At 36.2% G+C, this 22,330-nt stretch carries 17 protein-coding genes and 1 riboswitch; of the genes, 11 read left to right on the top strand and 6 right to left on the bottom strand.

Annotated features, from left to right (window positions below; all coding sequences use genetic code 11):
- Positions 1-225: 225 nt before the first annotated feature.
- From EKM02_RS11035 to EKM02_RS11045, 3 genes are all read left to right on the top strand, one after another.
- Positions 226-2,640, top strand: coding sequence for a ribonucleoside-diphosphate reductase subunit alpha (locus EKM02_RS11035; protein ID WP_126455113.1), 2,415 nt, complete (start codon positions 226-228; stop codon positions 2,638-2,640).
- A gap of 316 nt (positions 2,641-2,956) precedes the next feature.
- Positions 2,957-3,451 carry an RDD family protein gene (locus EKM02_RS11040; protein ID WP_126455115.1) on the top strand — a complete coding sequence of 165 codons (495 nt, stop codon included), beginning with the start codon at positions 2,957-2,959 and terminating at the stop codon, positions 3,449-3,451.
- Between the two features lie 54 nt (positions 3,452-3,505).
- A complete protein-coding gene (locus tag EKM02_RS11045; protein ID WP_126455117.1) occupies positions 3,506-4,201 on the top strand; it encodes a type 1 glutamine amidotransferase in 696 nt (231 codons plus the stop codon).
- Between the two features lie 83 nt (positions 4,202-4,284).
- On the opposite strand, the gene metE is transcribed toward EKM02_RS11045, so the two are convergent.
- Positions 4,285-6,609, bottom strand: coding sequence for a 5-methyltetrahydropteroyltriglutamate--homocysteine S-methyltransferase (gene metE / locus EKM02_RS11050; RefSeq protein ID WP_126455119.1), 2,325 nt, complete (start codon positions 6,607-6,609; stop codon positions 4,285-4,287).
- A gap of 186 nt (positions 6,610-6,795) precedes the next feature.
- A riboswitch (cobalamin riboswitch) is annotated at positions 6,796-6,990 on the bottom strand.
- A gap of 211 nt (positions 6,991-7,201) precedes the next feature.
- On the opposite strand from metE, the gene dgt reads away from it, so the two are divergent.
- Both dgt and EKM02_RS11060 read left to right on the top strand, forming a co-directional pair.
- Positions 7,202-8,545, top strand: a complete 1,344-nt coding sequence (dgt, locus tag EKM02_RS11055; protein ID WP_126455174.1) for a dGTP triphosphohydrolase — start codon at positions 7,202-7,204, stop codon at positions 8,543-8,545.
- Between the two features lie 90 nt (positions 8,546-8,635).
- On the top strand, positions 8,636-11,293 hold the full coding sequence (locus EKM02_RS11060) for a T9SS-dependent M36 family metallopeptidase (RefSeq protein WP_126455121.1): 2,658 nt from the start codon (positions 8,636-8,638) through the stop codon (positions 11,291-11,293).
- A gap of 43 nt (positions 11,294-11,336) precedes the next feature.
- Here the strand turns inward: EKM02_RS11060 and EKM02_RS11065 are convergent, their stop codons facing one another.
- Together EKM02_RS11065 and EKM02_RS11070 are read right to left on the bottom strand one after the other, a co-directional pair.
- Positions 11,337-12,287 (bottom strand): DUF3078 domain-containing protein, encoded by a 951-nt coding sequence (locus EKM02_RS11065; protein WP_370453936.1) that lies wholly within the window; start codon positions 12,285-12,287, stop codon positions 11,337-11,339.
- A gap of 123 nt (positions 12,288-12,410) precedes the next feature.
- Entirely contained in the window at positions 12,411-14,192 is a 1,782-nt protein-coding gene (locus EKM02_RS11070; RefSeq protein ID WP_126455125.1) for a 1-deoxy-D-xylulose-5-phosphate synthase, read from the bottom strand.
- A gap of 123 nt (positions 14,193-14,315) precedes the next feature.
- Here EKM02_RS11070 and EKM02_RS11075 point away from each other — a divergent pair, with 123 nt between their 5' ends.
- Complete coding sequence (locus EKM02_RS11075; protein ID WP_126455127.1) at positions 14,316-14,759, top strand: nucleoside deaminase; 444 nt, start codon at positions 14,316-14,318, stop codon at positions 14,757-14,759.
- A 190-nt stretch (positions 14,760-14,949) separates the two neighbouring features.
- On the opposite strand, the gene EKM02_RS11080 is transcribed toward EKM02_RS11075, so the two are convergent.
- Together EKM02_RS11080 and EKM02_RS11085 are read right to left on the bottom strand one after the other, a co-directional pair.
- Positions 14,950-16,494: a ribonuclease E/G gene (locus EKM02_RS11080; protein WP_126455129.1), complete on the bottom strand. Its 1,545-nt coding sequence runs from the start codon at positions 16,492-16,494 to the stop codon at positions 14,950-14,952.
- 315 nt (positions 16,495-16,809) lie between these two features.
- Complete coding sequence (locus EKM02_RS11085; protein WP_016989051.1) at positions 16,810-17,100, bottom strand: HU family DNA-binding protein; 291 nt, start codon at positions 17,098-17,100, stop codon at positions 16,810-16,812.
- A gap of 132 nt (positions 17,101-17,232) precedes the next feature.
- Between EKM02_RS11085 and mutY the strand changes: the two genes are divergently transcribed.
- The 4 genes from mutY (at position 17,233) to gldD (ending at position 20,718) form a co-directional block, all read left to right on the top strand.
- On the top strand, positions 17,233-18,270 hold the full coding sequence (gene mutY / locus EKM02_RS11090) for an A/G-specific adenine glycosylase (protein WP_126455131.1): 1,038 nt from the start codon (positions 17,233-17,235) through the stop codon (positions 18,268-18,270).
- Positions 18,271-18,314: 44 nt separating this feature from the next.
- Entirely contained in the window at positions 18,315-18,755 is a 441-nt protein-coding gene (locus EKM02_RS11095; protein ID WP_126455133.1) for a single-stranded DNA-binding protein, read from the top strand.
- A 23-nt stretch (positions 18,756-18,778) separates the two neighbouring features.
- Positions 18,779-20,074 carry a gliding motility-associated protein GldE gene (locus tag EKM02_RS11100; RefSeq protein WP_126455135.1) on the top strand — a complete coding sequence of 432 codons (1,296 nt, stop codon included), beginning with the start codon at positions 18,779-18,781 and terminating at the stop codon, positions 20,072-20,074.
- Between the two features lie 80 nt (positions 20,075-20,154).
- Positions 20,155-20,718, top strand: a complete 564-nt coding sequence (gene gldD / locus EKM02_RS11105; RefSeq protein ID WP_126455137.1) for a gliding motility lipoprotein GldD — start codon at positions 20,155-20,157, stop codon at positions 20,716-20,718.
- A 193-nt stretch (positions 20,719-20,911) separates the two neighbouring features.
- Here gldD and EKM02_RS11110 read toward each other — a convergent pair whose 3' ends face one another.
- Positions 20,912-21,289 carry a heavy-metal-associated domain-containing protein gene (locus tag EKM02_RS11110; RefSeq protein ID WP_126455139.1) on the bottom strand — a complete coding sequence of 126 codons (378 nt, stop codon included), beginning with the start codon at positions 21,287-21,289 and terminating at the stop codon, positions 20,912-20,914.
- A gap of 108 nt (positions 21,290-21,397) precedes the next feature.
- Here EKM02_RS11110 and EKM02_RS11115 point away from each other — a divergent pair, with 108 nt between their 5' ends.
- Positions 21,398-22,264 (top strand): DMT family transporter, encoded by an 867-nt coding sequence (locus tag EKM02_RS11115; protein ID WP_126455141.1) that lies wholly within the window; start codon positions 21,398-21,400, stop codon positions 22,262-22,264.
- The last annotated feature ends 66 nt before the right edge of the window (positions 22,265-22,330 follow it).

Here is a 22,330-nt window from a genome sequence, read left to right on the forward strand (position 1 = left end):
CAATGGAAAGACTAATCATTGCTGGAGTTAATCATCAATGGAATGAATTATAGGTAACTAAACGGACAAGCATAAAAAATAAAAAGATTGCAATGGATAGCTGGATATGGCTCCAAAAAAAATTGAGCAAATGAAACAATAATTGAGATTGTTTCGTTCCTCGCAATGACTAACAAATAACGAAAAACAGCAAAGGGATTTTCTGTTTTAAAAACCAACAAAAGTATGTACGTAGTAAAAAGAGACGGGCACAAAGAGCCTGTAATGTTCGACAAAATCACAGATAGAATTAAAAAACTATGTTATGGTTTGAATGATTTGGTTGATGCCGTAAAAGTTGCAATGCGAGTAATTGAAGGGCTTTATGATGGAGTTTCTACGTCAGAGTTAGATAATTTAGCAGCTGAAACTGCGGCTTCAATGACTATTGCGCATCCTGATTATGCACAGTTGGCAGCGAGAATTGCAATTTCGAATTTGCATTCCAATACAAAAAAATCATTTTCGGAAACAATGAACGATATGTTTCATTATGTAAACCCTAGAAATGGACAAAATGCACCTTTGTTATCAGAGGAAGTGCATCAAGTGATTATGAAAAATGCGGAGTTTTTAGATTCCCATATTATATACAATAGAGATTTTAACTACGATTATTTTGGTTTTAAAACCTTGGAAAGATCATATTTGCTTAAAATAAATGGCAAAATAGTGGAGCGTCCGCAACACATGTTAATGCGTGTTTCGGTTGGGATCCACTTAGATGATTTAGATTCAGTGATTGAAACGTACGACTTAATGTCGAAAAAATTCTTTACGCATGCAACGCCTACATTATTCAATGCAGGAACTCCAAAACCTCAAATGTCTTCTTGTTTCCTTCTGGCGATGCAAGACGATAGTATTGACGGGATCTACGATACGTTGAAACAAACGGCAAAAATCTCGCAATCAGCTGGTGGTGTTGGACTTTCTATTCACAATGTAAGAGCAACAGGTTCTTACATTCGAGGCACAAACGGTACGTCAAACGGAATTGTTCCGATGTTGCGTGTTTTTAATGATACGGCACGTTATGTAGATCAAGGTGGTGGAAAACGTAAAGGAAGTTTTGCAATATACATCGAAACGTGGCATGCAGATATTTTCGATTTCCTAGACTTAAAAAAGAATACTGGAAAAGAAGAAATGCGCGCCAGAGATTTGTTCTTTGCCATGTGGACGTCTGATTTATTTATGAAACGAGTTCAAGAAGACAGTTACTGGACGTTGATGTGTCCTAATGAATGTCCGGGATTGTATGATGTCTATGGTGATGATTTCGAAAAAATGTATACGGATTATGAAAAAGCGGGTAAAGGTAGAAAAACAATTAAAGCACATGAGCTTTGGGAGAAAATTCTAGAATCGCAAATCGAAACCGGAACGCCTTACATGTTGTATAAAGATGCCGTCAATAGAAAATCAAACCAGAAAAATTTGGGGACGATTCGTTCTTCGAATTTGTGTACCGAGATTATGGAATTTACATCCAAAGATGAAATTGCAGTTTGTAATCTAGCTTCTCTTTCCTTGCCGATGTTTGTTTCTAATGGAAAGTTTGACCATGAATTGATGTATACCGTTACAAAACGCGTAACCAGAAACTTGAATAAAGTAATCGACAGAAATTATTATCCGGTAATTGAAGGAGAAAATTCGAATAAACGCCACCGACCAATTGGTCTTGGAGTGCAAGGATTAGCCGATGCTTTCATTATGTTGCGTATGCCGTTTACGAGCGATGAGGCTAAAAAACTGAATCAGGAAATTTTTGAAACACTATACTTTGCTGCGGTAACCGCATCGATGGAAATGGCCAAAGAAGAAGGGCCTTATTCGACATTTAAAGGCTCTCCAATTTCTCAAGGGGAATTCCAATACAATTTGTGGGGAATGAAAGATGAGGAATTATCTGGTCGTTGGGACTGGGCTTCCTTGCGAAAAGAAGTGATGGAACACGGAGTGAGAAACTCGTTGTTAGTCGCGCCAATGCCAACGGCTTCTACATCACAAATTTTGGGTAACAACGAAGCATTTGAACCCTATACTTCTAATATTTACACCAGAAGAGTCCTTTCGGGAGAATTTATTGTGGTAAACAAACACTTGTTGCACGATTTAGTGGAACGTGGTTTGTGGAACGAAACATTGAAACAAGAATTAATGCGAAATAACGGTTCGGTTCAAGATCTGAATATTCCGCAAGACTTGAAAGAATTGTACAAAACAGTATGGGAAATGTCCATGAAAGACATTATCGATATGTCCCGTCAGCGTGGGTATTTTGTGGATCAATCCCAATCATTGAACTTGTTTATGCAAAATGCCAATTATTCTAAATTGACATCAATGCATTTTTACGCTTGGCAATCTGGATTGAAAACGGGAATGTACTATTTAAGAACAAAAGCTGCGGTGGATGCGATTAAATTTACATTAAACAATGATAAAAAAGCAGAGCCAATCGAAATCAAAGAGCAATCAATCGCTGTTCCTGCAGTCGCTGAAGCAGTAGAAATGACTTCGGATGAATACAGAGCTATGCTTGAATTGTCTAAAAATGCAGGTCCGGATGAGTGTGAAATGTGTGGTTCTTAAGTCATTGCGAGGAACGAAGCAATCTCCTAATCAGACCATATTGTTGATGTCAACAAAGAAGTTTTAAAACAAAAAGGCAGTTATTGTAATGATAACTGCTTTTTTTTGGAGCTATCTACTTCGTCAGTTCGCTTCGCTCGTGTCCCGCTTTCCGTTGCAATCTTTTTATTCACCAAAAAAAGGCGAATAAAAAGGATTTTCACTCTAATCGGGGCTAAAACACCAAGATTTAACAGTAATATTTGTAAACAATTCACTATATTTGAGATAGTTATTAGCCTTGAAGACTTTTTTATAATAATCAAAACGATAAAAAATGGAAAATAAAAAATTTACTGTTACAGATGATTTATTAGCTTCCAAAAGCCAGCGTCTCCTGAATCTACTTATCGATATATTGATTATTTATATTATAGCAATAAGTATTGTCGCTACCATTAATATAATTGGAGATACAACAAACAGTCATGGGGCATCGAATTGGGTTTCATCATTAAGTTTGATTGAAAATTTGTTCTTTGGACTTATTATTTTGTTTTTTTACTATGTATTTACGGAGATGTACTTCTCCAGAACCTTTGCTAAGTATTTTACCAAAACGATTGTAGTACGAGTTGATGGATCTAAACCCAATACCAAAAACTTTATGATACGAGCAGTATCCCGTCTAAATCCTATGGACCCTTTTTCATTTCTTGGTAAGACAGAAAGGGGTTTGCACGATACTTTATCAGCAACTTATGTGGTAAAAAAACACGAGTTTGCCGCGAAAATTAAAATGTTTGTTCCATCGGATCAAATTGGAGTATAATTCTAGTTCTGAAAGTAATGATTCATTAATTTTGTAGAATCTGGACGAGACAGTATGAGTAAAAAATTAAATATCCATTGCTTACAGCACGTTCCTTTTGAAGGTCTGGGTTGTATAGAGAATTGGATTCAAGAGCACGGGCATTCCCTTTCATATTCCACATTATACCATAATCCGAAATTTCCAAATCTTGATACGATAGACGCCTTGATTATCTTGGGCGGACCCATGAGTATTCATGACGAAGCCAAATTCCTTTGGCTAAAAGACGAAAAAGTATTCATCAAATCCGCAATTGACCGGCGAAAAAAAATAATTGGAATCTGTTTGGGAGCGCAATTAATTTCAAATGTGTTGGGAGGAAATATTACGGACAATGAGCAAAAAGAAATTGGCTGGTTTCCGGTTTCAATTTTAGATTCAAATGTTGCAATACTTAATGGTTATCCAAAATCATTTTCTGTTTTTCATTGGCACGGAGAGACATTCTCAATTCCTGAAAATGCTATTCGCTTAATGGAATCAGAAGCCTGCGCGAATCAAGCTTTTTTATATAATGATCGAGTAGTGGGACTTCAATTCCATTTGGAAGTTACGGATGCCGCTATGAAAAAAATGGCTTTTCATGAAAGATCAGAATTAGTAAAAGACACTTATGTTCAAACCTATGATGAGATCGTAAGTAATACTACATTTATAAAAGAAAATAATCAACTTATGTTTTCGCTTTTAGATAATTTGTTTAAATAGAAGCAGATTCTTTTTTAAAACAAAACCTAGTAAATTGCGGATCTACTAGGTTTTTATTTTAGTGCTAACCTGAATTCAGGTTGTTAAACAATTGTAATGTTTGCTACAGCAATTCTCATCTTTTGAGCTGCGGCTACCATTTCGATTAAAGCCTTTTTAGTTTCGTCCCAATGACGGGTTTTTAAACCACAATCTGGATTGACCCAAAGTTGGTCAACAGGAATCACTGCTGAAGCTTTTTCTAATAGCTTCACCATTTCGGAACTGGCAGGAACACGAGGCGAGTGAATGTCATACACGCCAGGTCCTATTTCGTTTGGATAATTGAAATCGGCGAAAGCATCCAGTAATTCCATTTGCGAACGCGAGCATTCTATAGTGATAACATCGGCATCCATATCGGCAATATTCTGTATGATGTCATTGAATTCGCTGTAACACATGTGGGTATGAATTTGGGTATCATCTTGTACGCCACTTGCGGCAATTCTAAACGCTTTTACAGCCCAATCCAAATAGGTTGCCCATTCTTCTTTACGTAAGGGCAATCCTTCTCGAATGGCCGGTTCGTCAATTTGAATAATCTTTATTCCTGCCTTTTCTAAATCGACTACTTCATCTCTAATCGCCAATGCAATTTGGGTACAGGTTTCCGCGCGCGACTGATCGTTACGGACAAAGGACCACTGCAAAATAGTCACGGGACCGGTTAGCATTCCTTTTACCCATTTTGGCGTAAGCGATTGTGCAAAGGCTGACCATTTCACAGTCATTGGGTTTGGACGTGAGACATCGCCATAAATAACTGGAGGTTTCACACAACGGCTGCCGTAACTTTGTACCCAGCCGTTTTTGGTAAACGTAAATCCGTCTAATTGCTCTCCAAAATATTCCACCATGTCATTGCGTTCAAATTCTCCGTGAACCAATACGTCAATGCCAGTTTCTTCTTGAAAGCGAATCGTTTCTTCGGTTTCTTTTTGGAGTAAATCATCATATTGTTGTGGGCTTAATTCGCCTTTTTTGAACTTTGCTCTCCAGCTGCGGACTTCGGTAGTTTGTGGAAAAGAACCAATAGTAGTAGTTGGGAATAACGGAAGATTCAACACGTCTATTTGTTTTTTTCTTCTAATTTGAAACGGATTTTCTCTTTGATCATCACCAATTGCAATGCTGGCAACCCGATTTTTCACCGCCTTATTATGGATTAATTTTGATGTTTTTCTGTTTTCGTTGGCAATAGTATTTTCTTCAAAACGGATAGAATTATTGATGTCTATTGCATTCAAAGCAAAATATTTTAGTAAAACGATCTCTTCTGTTTTTTGTTTGGCAAAAGCCAGCCATTGCTTGACCTCAGGAGTTAGTGTTGCATTGTTCGTTTCTAATTCTAAATCACATGGCGAGTGAATCAGGGAGCACGATGGTGCAATTAAGATTCTGTTTTCGCCAAGTGCGTCACTTGCTTTCTGAATAAGGGCTAACGATTTTTTGAAATCATTTTTCCAAATATTTCTACCATCTATAACACCAAGTGAAAGACTGACAGTATTAGACAATTGTCCCGATTCCAAGATGTCATCCAATTGCGAGTGACAACGGACTAAATCCAAATGTAAAGTATGAACAGGTAGCGCAAGAACGGTTTCAAGATTTTCGCCAAAGCAATCGAAATAGTTTGCCAGAATTAATTTGATTTTAGGGAAACGTTTGTTTATTTCGGAGTAAACATAAGTTATAGCATTTCTTTCTTTGTCAGTTAGATTCAAAGCCAAAAATGGTTCGTCAAATTGGATCCATTCCACATTTTCATTTTCCAGTTTTTGAAGGATTTCAAAATATACCGGTAGCAATTTATCGATAAGTTCTATTCTATGAAAACCTTCTTCTTTTTCTTTTCCAAGAAGTAAATAAGTAACAGGCCCTATAAGTACCGGTTTTGTTGTAATTCCTAAAGCATTAGCTTCTTTGAATTCATCTATTATTTTTTCGGAGAATAATTTGAATTCTTGATCTTTTGTGAATTCTGGTACGATGTAATGGTAGTTGGTGTCAAACCATTTTGTCATTTCCATGGCGACCACATCTTGTCCTTCTTTCTGCGAACCTCTAGCCATGGCAAAATACAAATCGATATTGGAGTTTGTTTTGGCTAATTCTTGATAGCGCTTAGGAATAACACCCAAGGTAAGTGATAAGTCCAGTACTTGATCGTAAAACGAAAAGTCATTTGAAGGGATTAAATCGATTTCGAACTCCACTTGTAATTGCCAGTTTTCTTTTCGGATAGTAGTACCTACAGCCAAAAGTTCGTCTACTGAAATTTTTCCTGCCCAATACGATTCACAGGCTTTTTTTAATTCTCTGTTGCTACCAATTCGCGGGTAGCCAAGATTATTTGTTAGCATTTTGTTGCTTTTTAAATGATGAATAAATCAATTAAAAGCTCTTGATGCATTTCAGAATGCTTGTTAGAGATGAAAAGTAGAAAGGAAAATACGTTGCAAAAGAGAAATGCACAATAAAGCATAAAGAGTCATGCTTATTGTGTTCAGAACGCACCATACCTGACTGTTGCTTCAAATCGCGAAAGCATTGTCAATTCGATAAAAGGCAGGTCTCCTGACTTGTAACATTTTTATCATCCTTCCCATTTGCCATTGGCATACAGTGGATCGTATTTCAGATAAAAACTTTTTGTGTTACTTACAGTTGCGCGACAGTTCGTGATTTACACACGATTCCCTATTAATCTACAGTTAAGTAAAACCCTTATCGGTTGATGAAGAAATAAATTAAGAACTTAAATTAGATGCAAAAGTAACACTAATCCTTTAAATATTTTTTCGATAGGTTTATTAATTTGTTGTATTTAGGATATTGTACTAATAGGATCCGACACTTTAGATTTTTTATATAAACTAAATCATACCTGACTTTATTTCACTTGTTAATAATTCTATTTCTGCTATCTTTGGAAATAAATTTTAAAAAGGAATGATGCACTGGGAACAACTTTTATCACTAAAACGACAAGGAGACAAAGGCAAAAGATTACGGATAGAACAAGATGACACCCGATTGGGTTTTGAGGTGGATTACGACCGTATTATCTTCTCGGCTGCTTTCAGAAGTTTACAGGACAAAACACAAGTTATTCCGTTGTCAAAAACTGATTTTGTTCATACCAGATTGACGCACAGTTTAGAAGTTTCTGTAGTGGGACGTTCATTAGGGCGATTGGTGGGTAAGAAAATCATCGAGAAATATCCGCATTTACAAGAAGTGCATGGCTATCACATGAATGATTTTGGGGCTATAGTTGCCGCTGCATCATTGGCTCATGATATTGGGAATCCGCCTTTTGGGCATTCCGGTGAGAAAGCAATTGGCGAATATTTTTCCATTGGGAAAGGACAACAATACAAAGACCAGCTTACGGCAAAAGAATGGCAGGATTTGATTGATTTTGAAGGGAATGCGAATGGTTTTTCGGTGCTGACGGCCAGTCGTCCTGGTATCGAAGGAGGACTTCGAATATCCTACGCAACTCTTGGGGCTTTTATGAAGTATCCTAAAGAAAGTTTACCCAAAAAACCAACCAAAGACATTGCCGACAAAAAATATGGTTTCTTTCAAACGGATAAAGCTTTTTTTCAAGATGTGGCTTTAGATATGGGATTGATTCCAAATAAAACAGGAAGCGATATTGGTTTTGAAAGACATCCCTTGGCGTATTTAGTCGAAGCGGCAGATGACATTTGTTATACCATTATTGATTTTGAAGACGGAATCAATTTAGGATTAGTTTCCGAAGATTTTGCCTTGGAATATTTAATAAAATTGGTGAAAGACAGCATTGATACTTCAAAATACAAGACTTTAGAAACCAAAGAAGATAGAATAAGTTATTTGCGCGCTCTGGCAATTGGAAGTTTAATCAATGATGCCGTAAAAGTATTTGTCGAAAATGAAGTGCTGATCCTGAATGGCAAATTCCCGTATGCCATAATGGATAAAAGCAAATACAAAGCGCAGATGGGCGATATTATCAAAATAAGTGTGGATAATATTTACCAAAGTCGGGAAGTCATTGAGAAAGAAATCGTAGGCTACCAGATTATTCAAACCTTGTTGGATAAATTTATAACGGCTTTCAATAATAAATTTGATGGAAATGCATCTAATTACGACTCTTTAATTCTGAAAATGTTGCCTGAAAAGCATCATTTGGAAAAAGAAAATTTATACGGAAGATTATTACATATTTGTCATTTTATTTCTTTACTGACAGATGGAAATGCGTTATTGTTTTATAAAACAATTACTGCGGTTAAAAATTAACAATTGTCTACTAATCATTAATTTGTTATTGTAGATTAAAAAAATTAGATTTGTTTTCAGATTTTATGATTGATGAATTAATAGATTTTTATGAAAAAAATTATATTTTTTTTAGTTTTTTTAACTAATTTTTTTGCTTTAGCGCAATCGAATCCTTTAATTATTCAACGTTATTTAAATACTCCGAATGCTAAAATTAATGTTTCGAAAAGCGATTTTCAGGATTGGGTAATACAAAGCGATGGTGGAGCGACCAGCTCCGGAATACAAAATTGTTATGTAGTGCAACGTTATAAAGGTATTGAAATCTTTAGGGCAGTTTCTAATTTTTCAATACAGAATAGTGAAGTTATTGATGTTCAAAAACGAATAGTTGATGGTGTTTCTAAAAAAGTAAATACAACCAAACCTTCATTATCGGCAGTAAATGCTCTGACTAAAGCGTATTCGCTCTTAGGCATGAAAGCCGATGAAATTTTCACTGTTATAGAAAATAAAGAAGCTCATAAATTTAAAATAAGCAATGGGTTAGGCATTCATGAGCCAGTCACTGCTAATTTAGTTTTTCATCAATCCAGTAATGGTAAGTTAATTTTGGCGTGGGATTTTACCATTTATACACGCACTCATGACCATATTTGGAGCGTGAGAATTGACGCCACCGATGGGGGACTGTTAGAAAAAAATGATTTTGTTATTTCTTGCAGCTTTGATCATAATAAAGCAATCACTCATTCCCATGAGTCTTGGGCAAATTCATTTGACTCCAGTTACAAACAAATTTTTTCGGCCTCTCCAATGCAGGCAGCAAGTGGTTCCTACCGAGTGATACCATTCAATTTTGAAAGTCCCAGCCATTCTGCTTTTCAACTTGTTTCGAATCCAGCGAACAGCAATGCATCTCCATTTGGCTGGCATGATGTTGATGGTGTGGCGGGACATGAATTTACGATAACCAGAGGAAATAATGTATGGGCTAAAGAGGATTTTGGCAGCACTAATTCAACTTCAGGTTATAGCCCTTCAGGTGGAGCATCGCTACTTTTTGATTTTCCCTATGGCGGTACAAATGTACAGGCATCAACCTATATAGATGCGGCAATTACGAACCTTTTTTATATGAATAATGTCATGCATGATGTTTGGTATCAATATGGTTTTGATGAAGCAAATGGAAATTTTCAAGCGAATAATTACAGTCGTGGCGGAAAAGAGACGGATCAAGTTAATGCTGATGCACAAGATGGCTCATTAGTGGTACCCATGAGTTTAAATAATGCTAATTTTTCAACTCCGGTGGATGGGAATAGCGGAAGAATGCAGATGTTTCTATGGGACCGAGGTCCAGAAATTAAGCCAATTATTGTAAATTCACCATCAAGTATTGCTGGAAGTTATGTAGCAAGACAAAACTCCTTTAACCCAGGACGTGTTGATTTGCCTGTGGCTCCCAATTTCCTGCAATCTGATGTAGTGCTCTACTTAGATAGTACGGGCGGCACCTCCCAAGGGTGTGTAGCACCTTCTAATGCTGCGGCAATGAGTGGGAAAATTGTCATTTTAAGAAGAGGAAATTGTACGTTTGCAGTAAAAGTAAAAGCGGCCCAAAATGCAGGGGCTGTCGCTGTAATTGTTGTTAATAATAATACTGGAGATTTAATTATGTCAGGAGCTGATGAATCAATTACCATACCTGCTATAAGTGTTACTCAGTCCATTGGGGAGAATATTATAACCCAGATGCAGACTCAAACCGTGAATATAAAAATTCAATTAGAGGCTTCTTCTTTCATAAATTCAGATGGTGATTTCGATAATGGGATTATTGCACACGAATATGGTCATGGAATTTCTACTCGTCTGGCCGGTGGGAGCAATAACTCCAGTTGTTTGAATAATACGGATCAAATGGGAGAAGGATGGTCTGATTGGTTTGCATTAATGATGCAGATTAAGCCAGGAGATTTTAGTGGTGCCAAAAGAGGAATAGGGACTTTTGTTTCTTCACAAGCCACAGACGGCAGGGGAATACGAGATTTTCAGTATTCTACGGACAGAACGATTAATCCAATGACATACGCCAGTACCAATAATTATCAGTTTCTTGACGCAGATAATGTATCAAAAACCTCCGTACACGGGGTAGGTTCCGTTTGGGCTACAATGCTGTGGGATTTAACGTGGGCTTATGTCAGTAAATATGGTTTTGATAATAATAAATATACAGGATCAGGCGGGAATAATAGAATTATGCGAATTGTATTAGATGGAATCAAATTACAAGCTTGCAGTCCTACTTTTGTGGATGCAAGAAATGCTATTATAGCCGCAGATCAGGCAATAACAGGCGGTAAGGATTACTGCTTAATTTGGGAAGTTTTTGCTGCCAGAGGCCTTGGGGTTAATGCATCTGCCGGAGATAGAAATATAGGTAATGATCAATCGGAGGATTTTACAAGACCTGCATCAGGACCAAATTGCGCCTTAGCGATAGACAACTTTGAGAGTGATGTGATGCGCGTATTTCCTAACCCATCCAAAGGGCCAATAACAATTAAAATTGATCAATACTCAGGGAGGGTAAATATCCAAGTAATAGATCTTAACGGACGAGTGCTTTATGATGTTAAAAACCAAGAATTTAGTAGAGCAAAATCAATTGATTTAAGTGCATTGGCAACCGGGGTTTATATATTGGATATAAAAGGGGAAAATTTACATTACGTTGAAAAAATAATTAAAAATTGATCGTACAAATTTTAAAGCCCTGAAAAAATTTTTCAGAATTTTTTTAGAACAAATATTGTATTCCAACACCTATAGCTTGCCGTACTTGTACTTTTGGGCCTTCAGTGACTTGAATTCCCGCTATTTCTCTTTTTGATTTAATGTCATCATCATAAATAATATGTGCGCCAATATTCGCTTTTACGTACTGGTTTACCACTAATTCAAATTGGAGGTCGTAATCGATATCTATGTTGCCAAAATGATTCACATAATCAGAATATAAACTGAGGCGATTTTCTAAATGAATATTTTTAAAAATTTCTTTTTTCAGATGCCCCGTAAATAAAAATCCGAGCTCTGTTCTGGATTTTTCTCCTTTTTCGATCAAATTTCCGTTCAGATCGTAAATGGCTTTAGTGACACCAAAAGCACCTTGATTCGCTAATCTTTGATCTAAAACCAAGGTTGTTTTAAATGTAAATGGGGAAATATAAAACGTTCTTTTTTTCTCTTTATTTATATTCTCAGCTCCTATTCCCATGAAGGCATAAGCGGGTGCAAAGGGCTTTGATATTGCAGTTTGAGTATTTGGATAAGAATAACCATTAGTGAACTGCGTATTGAAATTTAATTTTGCGGAATGGTACCAATTCGAAAGGGTGTCTTTTCGATAACCAAATGTTGAGTTTAATAAAAAGGCATCATCCGTTTTTCTTACTTCGATGCGGTCTTGTTTGTTTAAACCATATCGGATTAAAAGTTCATTAGTCCAATTGTAATTGCTTCGGTTGTACGTTCTCAGAAATTTTCCGTTGAACAACCCGGAAACGGAGCTTGTTCCTCCGGGACTCCAGTTGATAAAAGCGACTTCGGATATGTCAAATCCTAAACTATTTTTTTTTGTCCAATAGGATAAAGGAACATATGGTTTCTTAGTTCGTATATTGACTACTACGGTCAGCGGTCTCTTTACTTTTGTGAGTGTTGTTACAGGTTCAAGTGCAGTTTTCATACTACTGACTGTTGCTTCTTGGGAAAAACTATTTATAGAAATCAAAAATAAAAAAAGTAAAAATGCAGTAGGGAGTAATTTCATTACGGGGGAGATTAAATTTAAACGTGCAAAATAATTATTTTAATAGCTTGAAAAAAGGATTTCAAGACTTTTAACGTCAATTTTGCAATATTGTTGTAATTCAGCCACTGTTCCCTGTTCAATAAATTCGTCAGGAATGCCTAATATTTTTATTTTTGAAGTGTAATTATTTTGGGAAGCAAATTCAAGTATAGCACTCCCAAAACCGCCATTTACAACGCCGTCTTCTAGCGTGATTATAGTTGAAAATTTAGTAAAAATGGTATGTAGTGCTTTTTCGTCTAATGGTTTGACAAATGAAAAATCATAATGGGCAATGGTTTCCAGATGGTCTGTCTTGGCTATAGCCAAAGTGACATTGTGACCAATAGTTCCATTTGATAATACTGCGATATGTGTTCCTTTTTTAATACAAATGCTTTCTCCAATTGCTATTTTTTTATACTTTCCCAGATGTTGATCTTGCCAATTCTGAATCACACCGCGACCTCTTGGATAACGGATAGCGATGGGCTGATTCAATCCCAGTTGTGCAGTATAGAGAATGTTTTGAAGCGCTATTTCGTTCATTGGGGAATAAATAATTATATTAGGAATACAGCGCAAATAAGCAAGATCAAAAACACCGTGATGCGTTGCGCCGTCTTCTCCCACTAATCCCGCTCTGTCCAAACAGAAAATTACCGGTAAGTTTTGCAGTGCAACGTCATGAATGACTTGGTCGTATGCTCTTTGCAAAAAAGTAGAATAAATATTGCAAAATACGATCATTCCTTGTGCCACCATTCCGGCCGCTAAGGTAACGGCATGTTGCTCGGCGATTCCTACATCAAAGGCGCGTTTTGGGAAAGCTTCCATCATGAATTTGAGGGAACTTCCCGAAGGCATTGCAGGTGTAATCCCTATTATTTTTTCATTTTTTCGGGCCAAATCCAATACGGTCAAGCCAAAAACATCCTGGTATTTCGGCGGTAAATTCTCTTCTGATTTGATGTGAATTTCTCCAGTTGTAGCGTCAAATTTCCCCGGCGCATGGTATTTAACCTGATTTTCTTCGGCTTGTTGCAGTCCTTTACCTTTGGTGGTGATGATATGGAGAAATTTTGGTCCTTTTACTTTTTGCAAGCGTTTGAGTTCCTTGATAACCGCAAAAAGATTATGCCCGTCAATAGGACCCGAACAATCAAAATTCAATGATTTAATCATGTTGTTCTGCCTCGGATTTTTCCCTTCTTTTACGGCAGTAAGATACTTTTTTAACGCACCAACGCTCGGGTCAATGCCGATGGCGTTATCATTAAGGATCACCAGTAAATTAGCATCAGTAACTCCGGCGTGATTTAATCCTTCAAAAGCCATTCCTGATGCGATGGAGGCATCTCCAATCACTGCAATATGTTGTTTATCGTATTCGCCTTTCAAATTAGAAGCAATCGCCATTCCTAATGCTGCTGAAATGGAAGTCGAAGAATGTCCTACGCCAAAAGCATCATAGATACTTTCACTTCTTTTTGGGAAACCGGAAATACCGCCGAGTTGCCTGTTGGTGTGAAAATTTTCTCTTCGGCCGGTGAGTATTTTATGTCCATAGGCCTGATGGCCTACATCCCAGACCAACAAATCATTTGGTGTGTCAAACACATAATGCAAAGCGATGGTGAGTTCAACAACACCCAAACTGGCCCCAAGATGGCCTTCTTTTGCGGCTACAATATCAATTATGAAATTGCGTAATTCTTGAGCGACCTGAGGAAGTTGAGCTTCGTCGAGCTGGCGTAAATCGGTTGGATTGTTTATGTTTGAAAGTAAATTATCTGACATAAAGCAAAGGTACGATTTGAAATTGTATTTTTACATTTGATAAAAAACTTGTTTTATAAAGAATCACAAAATAAAGCGAAGATTTGCAAAGAACTTAAATATGCGAATTCGCGGACTTATACTATGATAAATCCTTTCACCGACGAATATTTTATGAAAAAGGCTTTGCAGGAAGCCGAAATGGCTTTTGAAAAAGGCGAAATTCCGGTTGGTGCCATTATTGTCATTGATAATAAAGTCATTGCCAGAAGTCATAATTTAACCGAATTACTTCATGATGTTACAGCTCATGCGGAAATGCAATCCATAACTGCCGCAGCTAATTATCTTGGCGGAAAATATTTAATGGGTTGTACGCTGTACGTCACACTGGAACCTTGCCAGATGTGCGCCGGCGCTTTGTACTGGAGTCAGATTTCGAGAATTGTGTATGGAGCCACTGATGAAAATAGGGGTTTTGTGAAAATGGGAACACAATTGCATCCTAAAACAACTGTTGTAAAAGGAGTTTTGGCAAATGAAGCTTCGGAGTTGATGAAGCGGTTTTTTGTGGAGAGAAGAAAATAATTCTATTTACACAAATCCCTAGCCCAGATCGCAGTGGAAATCCTTTTCTTTTTTTCTTTAAAAAAGAAAAGATTGTAACGTATAGCTGGATTAGCTCCAGATTGCTTCGTGCCTCGCAATGACCGCTTGCTTCGAAAAATCTCGCAATGACGCAAAAAAAAACTCCCCAATTTCTTGAGGAGTTTATAATTTATTCTATGACAGCATTTTCTTTTTTGTCGTAGAAATGATATTCTAAATACGTGTAAGCATCACGAGGTATGATTTTCACCCACTTTTTATGTTCAAGAAACCATTTTGAACGTAATGATGGAAAACCTTTGGTAAGGTATGCAGCCACAAACGGATGTACATTAAGCACAACATCTTTGTGGTTTTTTAATACTCTTTCCAGATCAAAAGCGATTTTATCAATGATTTGAATTGGTGCTTCAATTTCGGCACTTTCATTGTTTGGATCTTCTTCTCTGGTCTTAATATTTACTTCTGGTCGTACTCTTTGTCTTGTAATTTGAACTAGTCCAAATTTGCTAGGGGGTAAGATCTTATGTTTTGCTTTATCATCGCTCATTTCTTCCCTGAGGAAGTCGAACAACACTTTGCGATTTTCAGGATTCGACATGTCGATAAAATCAACCACAATGATTCCGCCCATATCACGAAGACGCAGTTGTCTTGCAATTTCGGCTGCTGCTATCATGTTGACTTCCATGGCTGTATCTTCCTGGTTGGTAGCTTTATTAGAACGGTTTCCGCTGTTTACGTCTATAACGTGCAAGGCTTCAGTATGTTCGATAATAAGATACGCCCCTTTACTCATGGATACTGTTTTTCCAAAAGAAGTTTTGATTTGTCTCTCTATGTTGTATTTCTCAAAAATAGGTGTGTCATTTGATTGATAAAACTTCACTATTGATTGTTTCGAAGGGGCAATTTCTTGCAAATAATCCTTCGTTTGGTTGTACAACTCTTCATCATCAATTTGAATACCACTAAAGGTATCATTAAATACATCTCTTAATATCGAAGAGGCTCTATTGAGTTCTCCTAATACTTTGGAAGGATGATGAGCAGTTGGTAATTTTTTACACATTGCAGTCCATCTGCTGAGCAGGTTCTGCAAATCTTTTTCTAATTCGGCTGTATTTTTGCCTTCGGCTACTGTGCGAACAATAACACCAAATCCTTTTGGTTTGATGGATTGTACTAATCGTTTCAAGCGTTCTTTTTCTTTTTTGTCTTCTATTTTTTGAGAAATAGAAACACGATCAGAAAACGGAACCAAAACTATAAATCTTCCGGCAAGAGAAAGCTCAGCGCTAATCCTTGGTCCTTTTGTAGATATAGGTTCTTTGACAACTTGTACTAAAACAGATTGATTGGCACTCAAAACATCAGTAATGGTACCATCTTTGTCTATTTCTTTTTCAAACTGAAAGTTTTTTAGGGAGAAATCTTTTAATTTACCTGCGCTTACAAGTTTTATGAATTTCAGTTGGGAAGCTAAATTGGGTCCTAAATCATGATAATGTAAAAAGGCATCTTTTTCAAAGCCAACATTTACAAAAGCAGCATTTAGTCCGGCAACGGGTTTCCTGATTTTGGCAATAAAAATATCGCCAACTTGGAAGTTGCTTTTTTCTTCTTCTTTGTGTAATTCAATTAGTTTTCCATCTTTTAATAAGGCAAAATCTACGGCTTCGGAACTAGATCGGATGATTAATTCTTTATTCACGCTGTACATTTTTATCTATTCGCTGTGGCGAACAAATGGATTAAACAATATTTTTAACAGGTATTGAACCCGGGGAAAATTAGCTGGCAGTTTGCAGTGTTAAGTTCGCAGTTGACTGACTACTAAAAACTGAATACTGATTACTAACTTTCAATTTCAATGAACATTTAAAAAGAAAAAAGTAGTTTAAAACTACTTTTTCTTTTTGTGACGATTAGCTCTCGCTCTTTTTTTACGTTTGTGAGTTGCTACCTTATGTCTCTTTCTTTTTTTACCACTTGGCATATCTTATGATTTTATGATTAATTAATATTATTATTTTGCTTCGTTATTTATTTTCACCCCTTCAACAAAAACTTTTGCAGGTTTGAATGCAGGAATGTTGTGTGCAGGAATTTTTATTGTAGTATTTTTAGAAATGTTTCTTCCAGTTTTCTCTGCTCTGGTTTTCACTATAAAGCTTCCAAAACCTCTTAAATAAACATTGTCTCCAGTTTCTAATGAATTTTTTACTTCATTCATAAAAGTCTCTACAGTTGCCTGTACATCTCCCTTTTCAAGACCTAATTTTTCTGAAATTTTTGCTACGATATCTGCTTTCGTCATTTTCTTTCCTATTTATAATGTTGTACTATTTTTTTGAGTTTGCAAATATAGGAATTTAAAAAACAATTATTCAAGCTAATTCATTAAATTTTAATCACATAAACTTTTACTTTTGCAGTCTAATATTTAAAAATGAATTTTTCTAACCTGCTGATAAAATGGTATTTACAAAATAAACGGGATTTGCCATGGCGAAACACTACGGATCCGTATCCTATTTGGCTCTCCGAAATCATGTTGCAGCAGACACGCGTTGCCCAAGGAATGCCTTATTTTATGTCTTTTACTACCGCTTTTCCTACTGTTTTTGATTTAGCAAAAGCCAATGAAGAGCATGTTTTGAAACTTTGGCAGGGATTAGGATATTATTCCAGAGCGCGAAATTTGCATAAAACGGCTCAATATGTGGCCTCAGATTTAGGGGGAAGTTTTCCGGATAACTATGCGGATTTACTAAAATTAAAAGGCATTGGGGAATATACCGCTGCGGCCATCGCTTCTTTTTCTTATAACGAAGCCGTTCCGGTTGTTGATGGAAATGTATTCCGAGTTTTATCGCGTTATTTCGATATAGAGACAGATATTGCTCAGGCTTCTGCCAAAAAAGAATTCGCCGCTTTGGCATTTGAACTGATGCCAAAAGATAACCCGGCAACCTTCAATCAAGCCATTATGGAATTTGGGGCTTTGCAATGTGTTCCTAAAAGTCCAAATTGCGGTATTTGTGTTTTTAACGAAAGTTGCGCTGCTTTGCAAAAAAACAAAGTTAATCAGTTGCCTGTTAAGACTAAAAAACTAAAAGTGAGAAGCCGTTACTTTAATTATCTGGTTGTTGCAGATGAAAATGACAACACCATAATTCAAAAACGAACAGACAAAGGAATTTGGCACAATCTCTATGAATTCCCTTTGATAGAAACCGAAAAAGAGGAAGATTTTGATTGTGTTAGCGAAGCTATTCAAGCGGATTATTTTAAAGAAAATACTGTCGTAAGTATGTTAGAATACAACGAAAAAAGTATCCTTCATAAATTGTCACACCAGCATTTACATATTAAGTTTTGGAAAGTGAAAATTGAAGGAACAATTGAAAACGGAATTGACGTTGAAACTTTGAGAACTTTTCCTTTTCCAATTGTGATTCATAATTTTATTGAAAAGGATTTATAGAGTTTCTAAAAAACTGTATCTTTGATTAAACACTAGATTCTAAAATGAACGGAACATTAAACAAGGTTATGCTAATTGGTTTTCTTGGCGACGACATCAAAATGCATTATTTTGATGGAGGCAATTGTATTGGAAGATTTCAGTTGGCCACAAACGAAGTGTATATCAACAAAACCACTAATGAAAAAATCACTTCTACGGAGTGGCATAATTTAGTTGTTCGCAACAAAGCGGCGGAACTTTGTGAAAAATACCTTTCTAAAGGCGATAAAATTTACGTGGAAGGACGCATTAAATCCCGTCAATGGCAGTCAGAGGATGGAAGTACAAAACACACCACTGAAATTCAGGTAACCGAATTTACTTTTCTGTCAACTAAGAAAGACACTGAAAGTAATAAACAAATTCCTGTACCTGATGTCCCGAAAAACACTAATTTTGACACCGATAAGAATGTCTTGCCTATAAACGACTTGCCATTTTGAGTGTTTAACTAATCCTTACCAATTTGGACTCAGAGCCCAGTTTGCTTTTTGCTTACGCAATAGATACTAATTTAGCATTTGGTTTTACAGTAATAATCATATTGCTGTTTTGTTCCGCATTAATTTCAGGTGCCGAAGTTGCCTTGTTTTCGTTGTCACAAAAAGAGATTGATGAAACCATTCAGGAGAATGATTCTAAAGGAAAAATTATTGCCGCGCTTTTAGAAAAACCCAAAAAACTGCTGGCCACGCTTCTGGTTGCTAATAATTTTGTCAACATAGCGATAGTAATATTATTTTCATACGCTGGCAAAAGCATGTTTGCAGCGATAACCCAACCGGTATTGAAATTCATCTTGGAAGTATTGGTAGTTACTTTTTTGATTTTGCTCTTTGGAGAAGTCTTGCCTAAAGTATATGCCAGTCGAAATAATACCAAGTTTGCCAAACTTATTGCTTACCCTATTTTCTTTTTAGATAAGCTTTTGACGCCTATTAGTTTACCAATGCGTGCAGCAACGATTTATTTGCATAACAAATTAGGAAAACAAAAAACAAATTTTTCTGTTGATCAATTATCACAGGCTTTAGAGCTTACGGCTTCGGATGAAACCTCTTCCGAAGAGCAAAAAATATTAGAAGGAATTGTGAGTTTTGGAAATACGGATACCAGACAAGTAATGAGTCCGCGAATCGATATTTTTGCTTTAGAAATAGAAGAATCTTTTGCTGCTATTTGTCCCAAAATTATAGAAAAAGGATATTCCAGAATTCCGGTATATCGAGACAATATAGACCAGATAGAAGGCGTTTTGTTTGTCAAAGACTTGCTTCCGCATATTAATACAAATGAATTTGACTGGAAAACATTGCTGCGAGAACCTTTTTTTGTCCCTGAAAACAAAAAGCTGGATAATTTGCTGAAAGATTTTCAGAACAAGAAAAGTCATTTAGCGATCGTGGTAGATGAATATGGAGGAACCTCAGGGTTAGTTTCTCTTGAGGATGTTATTGAAGAAATTGTTGGGGATATCAGCGATGAATTTGATGATGAGCAGATTAGTTTTTCTCAAATTGATGAAAAAAATTACCTTTTTGAAGGAAAAATAAACCTGAGAGATTTTTATCGGATTATTGATGTTGACGAAGAATTATTCGAAATTAAAAAAGGAGAAGCCGAAACATTAGCCGGATTTATTCTGGAAATTTTAGGCAATTTCCCTAAAAAAGATCAAAAAATTGTATTCGAAAACTGTCTGTTTACTATAGAAGCAGTGGATAAAAAACGAGTTAAACAGATAAAAGTAACGATTGAATAATCCTTCCATGGTCCTCTGCGAAGGAAAGAGAGCCATTGGAATACGTTTTCTTAAAATTTGTAAGATTAAAAAAAATAGAAATGTTTAAAAAAACAATCCCTTTTCTGGTAATAGCACTAACGTCATTGTTGAGTTTTAGTTGCAAAGACGCCGTGATCCCAAAACCATCCGCTTATTTGCGGTTGGATTATCCGCAAGCCAGTTATATGAATTTTGAAAACGAATGTCCTTTTGCTTTTGAAATGAATTCAGAGGCCGTTATCCAGAAAGAGCCCAATTGTGGTTTCACGATTACCTATCCAAAAATGAAAGCGACTATTTATCTCACCTATAAACCAGTCACTAAAAACATTAATGAACTGTTGCGGGATGCACAAAAATTGACTTATGAACACGTGATAAAAGCAGATGATATCCTGGAACAACCGTATTTGAATCCCGATAAAAAAGTGTACGGTATGTTTTATCAGGTAGAAGGAAATGCAGCAACGAATTCCCAGTTTTATGCTACGGACAGTACTAGTCATTTTTTGACGGGATCCGTTTATTTTTATGCGAAACCCAATTATGACTCGATTATGCCAGCGGCAAGTTATATCAAAAATGATATGCAGCGGCTAATGGAAACCTTGAAATGGAAATAACAACAATAGCCATTTACCGGAATAGTACAAAATAAGCAATACTCTTTTTAGAATAAATAAGGCTTTTAAGTTTAAATTAGCCTGTTAATACCAACTGTACGCTTTTTTTAATGACCTTCAACATCCTTGTGTGGTTCAAAAAAAAACATCCCCGTAAAGAGAATGTTTTGTTGCGATAAAGGGAAAGTTCTATTTAGGACTTCATTTTAGAAACCTTGTATGTTTTGCCATCAGCAGCGGCTTCAACTACTGTTGTCAATTTTTCTGGTGTTTGAACTGTTTTGTCAAAAGTTACAGTGGCCATTTTAGTATCAAAATCTACTGTTGCTTTTTGAACACCATCCTGTGCGGTTAGATCTTCTTGAATCGTTTTGGCGCAGCCTACAGCGCACGTCATTCCTTCTACAGAGAAACTCGCTGTTTGAAGATTTGCAGCTGCAATTTCCTTTTTAACTTTTGGAGCAGTTGTTTCAGCCGTTTCTTTTGAAGCTATGTCTGTTTCTTTTTCTTTGCAACCTACAAATAAAAGACTTGTAAGTACCAGTGTTGCGATTGATTTTTTGAAATTCATTATAATGTATATTTTGAAGATTAACTACTTTATTATTAACTACAAAATTAATTAAAAAAAGAAGGACTAATTCATAAAATAATTACAATTTTGGGCAAAATTATTTTTATGGAATCGAAGCAGTTAAAATGGGTGTATTTGTTGGTTCTTGCCTTGGTTTGGGGAAGTTCCTTTATATTGATAAAAAAAGGATTAATAGGTTTGACAGCGTTACAATTGGGATCGTTGCGAATTATTTTTGCAGCTGTTTTTTTAATATTAATAGGGTTCAAAAGTTTGTCTAAAATCCCAGTATTTAAGTGGAAATACATTGCTTTAACATCTTTATTCGGGACATTTATACCCGCTTACTTGTTTGCAATTGCACAGACTGAAATTGATAGTTCCGTGAGTTCTATTTTGAATTCCCTGACGCCTTTAAATACATTGATTTTAGGCGCGTTGGTTTTTGGATTGCAATTCAAAAGAAATCAGATTTTTGGAATTCTAATTGGTTTATTAGGAAGCGCCTTGTTGATTTTGAACGGCGCCATGCATCATCCGGAACAAAATTATTATTATGCTATTTTGGTTTTAATAGCATCTATATGTTATGCGGTCAATGTCAATTTAATCAAAAAATATTTGCATGATTTGAGTCCGCTGAGTATTACTACCGGGAATTTTATGGTGCTGTTTGTTCCGGCATTCATAATCTTGTTTTTCTCCGGTTTTTTTGAAGTGGTACATGATGTGAAAGTGCAGGAATCAATTTTGTTTATAATGGTTTTAGGTGTGGTAGGAACTGGAATTGCGAATATTCTGTTCTTTAAATTGATCCAAATGTCATCGCCGGTTTTTGCTACTTCGGTAACGTATTTGATTCCCGTAGTTGCTTTTTGCTGGGGATTATTGGATAATGAAATGCTTACGCCAGTTCAGTTTTTTGGTGCGTTTATTATTTTAATAGGCGTGTATTTGTCGGCTAAGAAGTAGTAGCTGTTCTTGATCAGTTTGTGTTTAGGATCTTATTAAAAATAATAAAGGCTGTCTAAAAATAGA

It is taken from the genome of Flavobacterium sp. RSP49 (assembly GCF_003968735.1).
GTDB lineage: Bacteria > Bacteroidota > Bacteroidia > Flavobacteriales > Flavobacteriaceae > Flavobacterium.

Excerpts from the sequence above, each read along its gene's own strand:
- EKM02_RS11060 (WP_126455121.1), top strand. The coding sequence starts at position 8,636 with ATGAAAAAAATTATATTTTTTTTAGTTTTTTTAACTAATTTTTTTGCT.
- EKM02_RS11070 (WP_126455125.1), bottom strand. The coding sequence starts at position 14,192 with ATGTCAGATAATTTACTTTCAAACATAAACAATCCAACCGATTTACGC.
- EKM02_RS11075 (WP_126455127.1), top strand. The coding sequence starts at position 14,316 with ATGATAAATCCTTTCACCGACGAATATTTTATGAAAAAGGCTTTGCAG.
- metE (WP_126455119.1), bottom strand. The coding sequence starts at position 6,609 with ATGCTAACAAATAATCTTGGCTACCCGCGAATTGGTAGCAACAGAGAA.
- EKM02_RS11045 (WP_126455117.1), top strand. The coding sequence starts at position 3,506 with ATGAGTAAAAAATTAAATATCCATTGCTTACAGCACGTTCCTTTTGAA.
- EKM02_RS11085 (WP_016989051.1), bottom strand. The coding sequence starts at position 17,100 with ATGACGAAAGCAGATATCGTAGCAAAAATTTCAGAAAAATTAGGTCTT.
- mutY (WP_126455131.1), top strand. The coding sequence starts at position 17,233 with ATGAATTTTTCTAACCTGCTGATAAAATGGTATTTACAAAATAAACGG.
- EKM02_RS11065 (WP_370453936.1), bottom strand. The coding sequence starts at position 12,287 with ATGAAAACTGCACTTGAACCTGTAACAACACTCACAAAAGTAAAGAGA.
- gldD (WP_126455137.1), top strand. The coding sequence starts at position 20,155 with ATGTTTAAAAAAACAATCCCTTTTCTGGTAATAGCACTAACGTCATTG.
- EKM02_RS11035 (WP_126455113.1), top strand. The coding sequence starts at position 226 with ATGTACGTAGTAAAAAGAGACGGGCACAAAGAGCCTGTAATGTTCGAC.
- EKM02_RS11110 (WP_126455139.1), bottom strand. The coding sequence starts at position 21,289 with ATGAATTTCAAAAAATCAATCGCAACACTGGTACTTACAAGTCTTTTA.
- EKM02_RS11040 (WP_126455115.1), top strand. The coding sequence starts at position 2,957 with ATGGAAAATAAAAAATTTACTGTTACAGATGATTTATTAGCTTCCAAA.
- dgt (WP_126455174.1), top strand. The coding sequence starts at position 7,202 with ATGCACTGGGAACAACTTTTATCACTAAAACGACAAGGAGACAAAGGC.
- EKM02_RS11095 (WP_126455133.1), top strand. The coding sequence starts at position 18,315 with ATGAACGGAACATTAAACAAGGTTATGCTAATTGGTTTTCTTGGCGAC.
- EKM02_RS11115 (WP_126455141.1), top strand. The coding sequence starts at position 21,398 with ATGGAATCGAAGCAGTTAAAATGGGTGTATTTGTTGGTTCTTGCCTTG.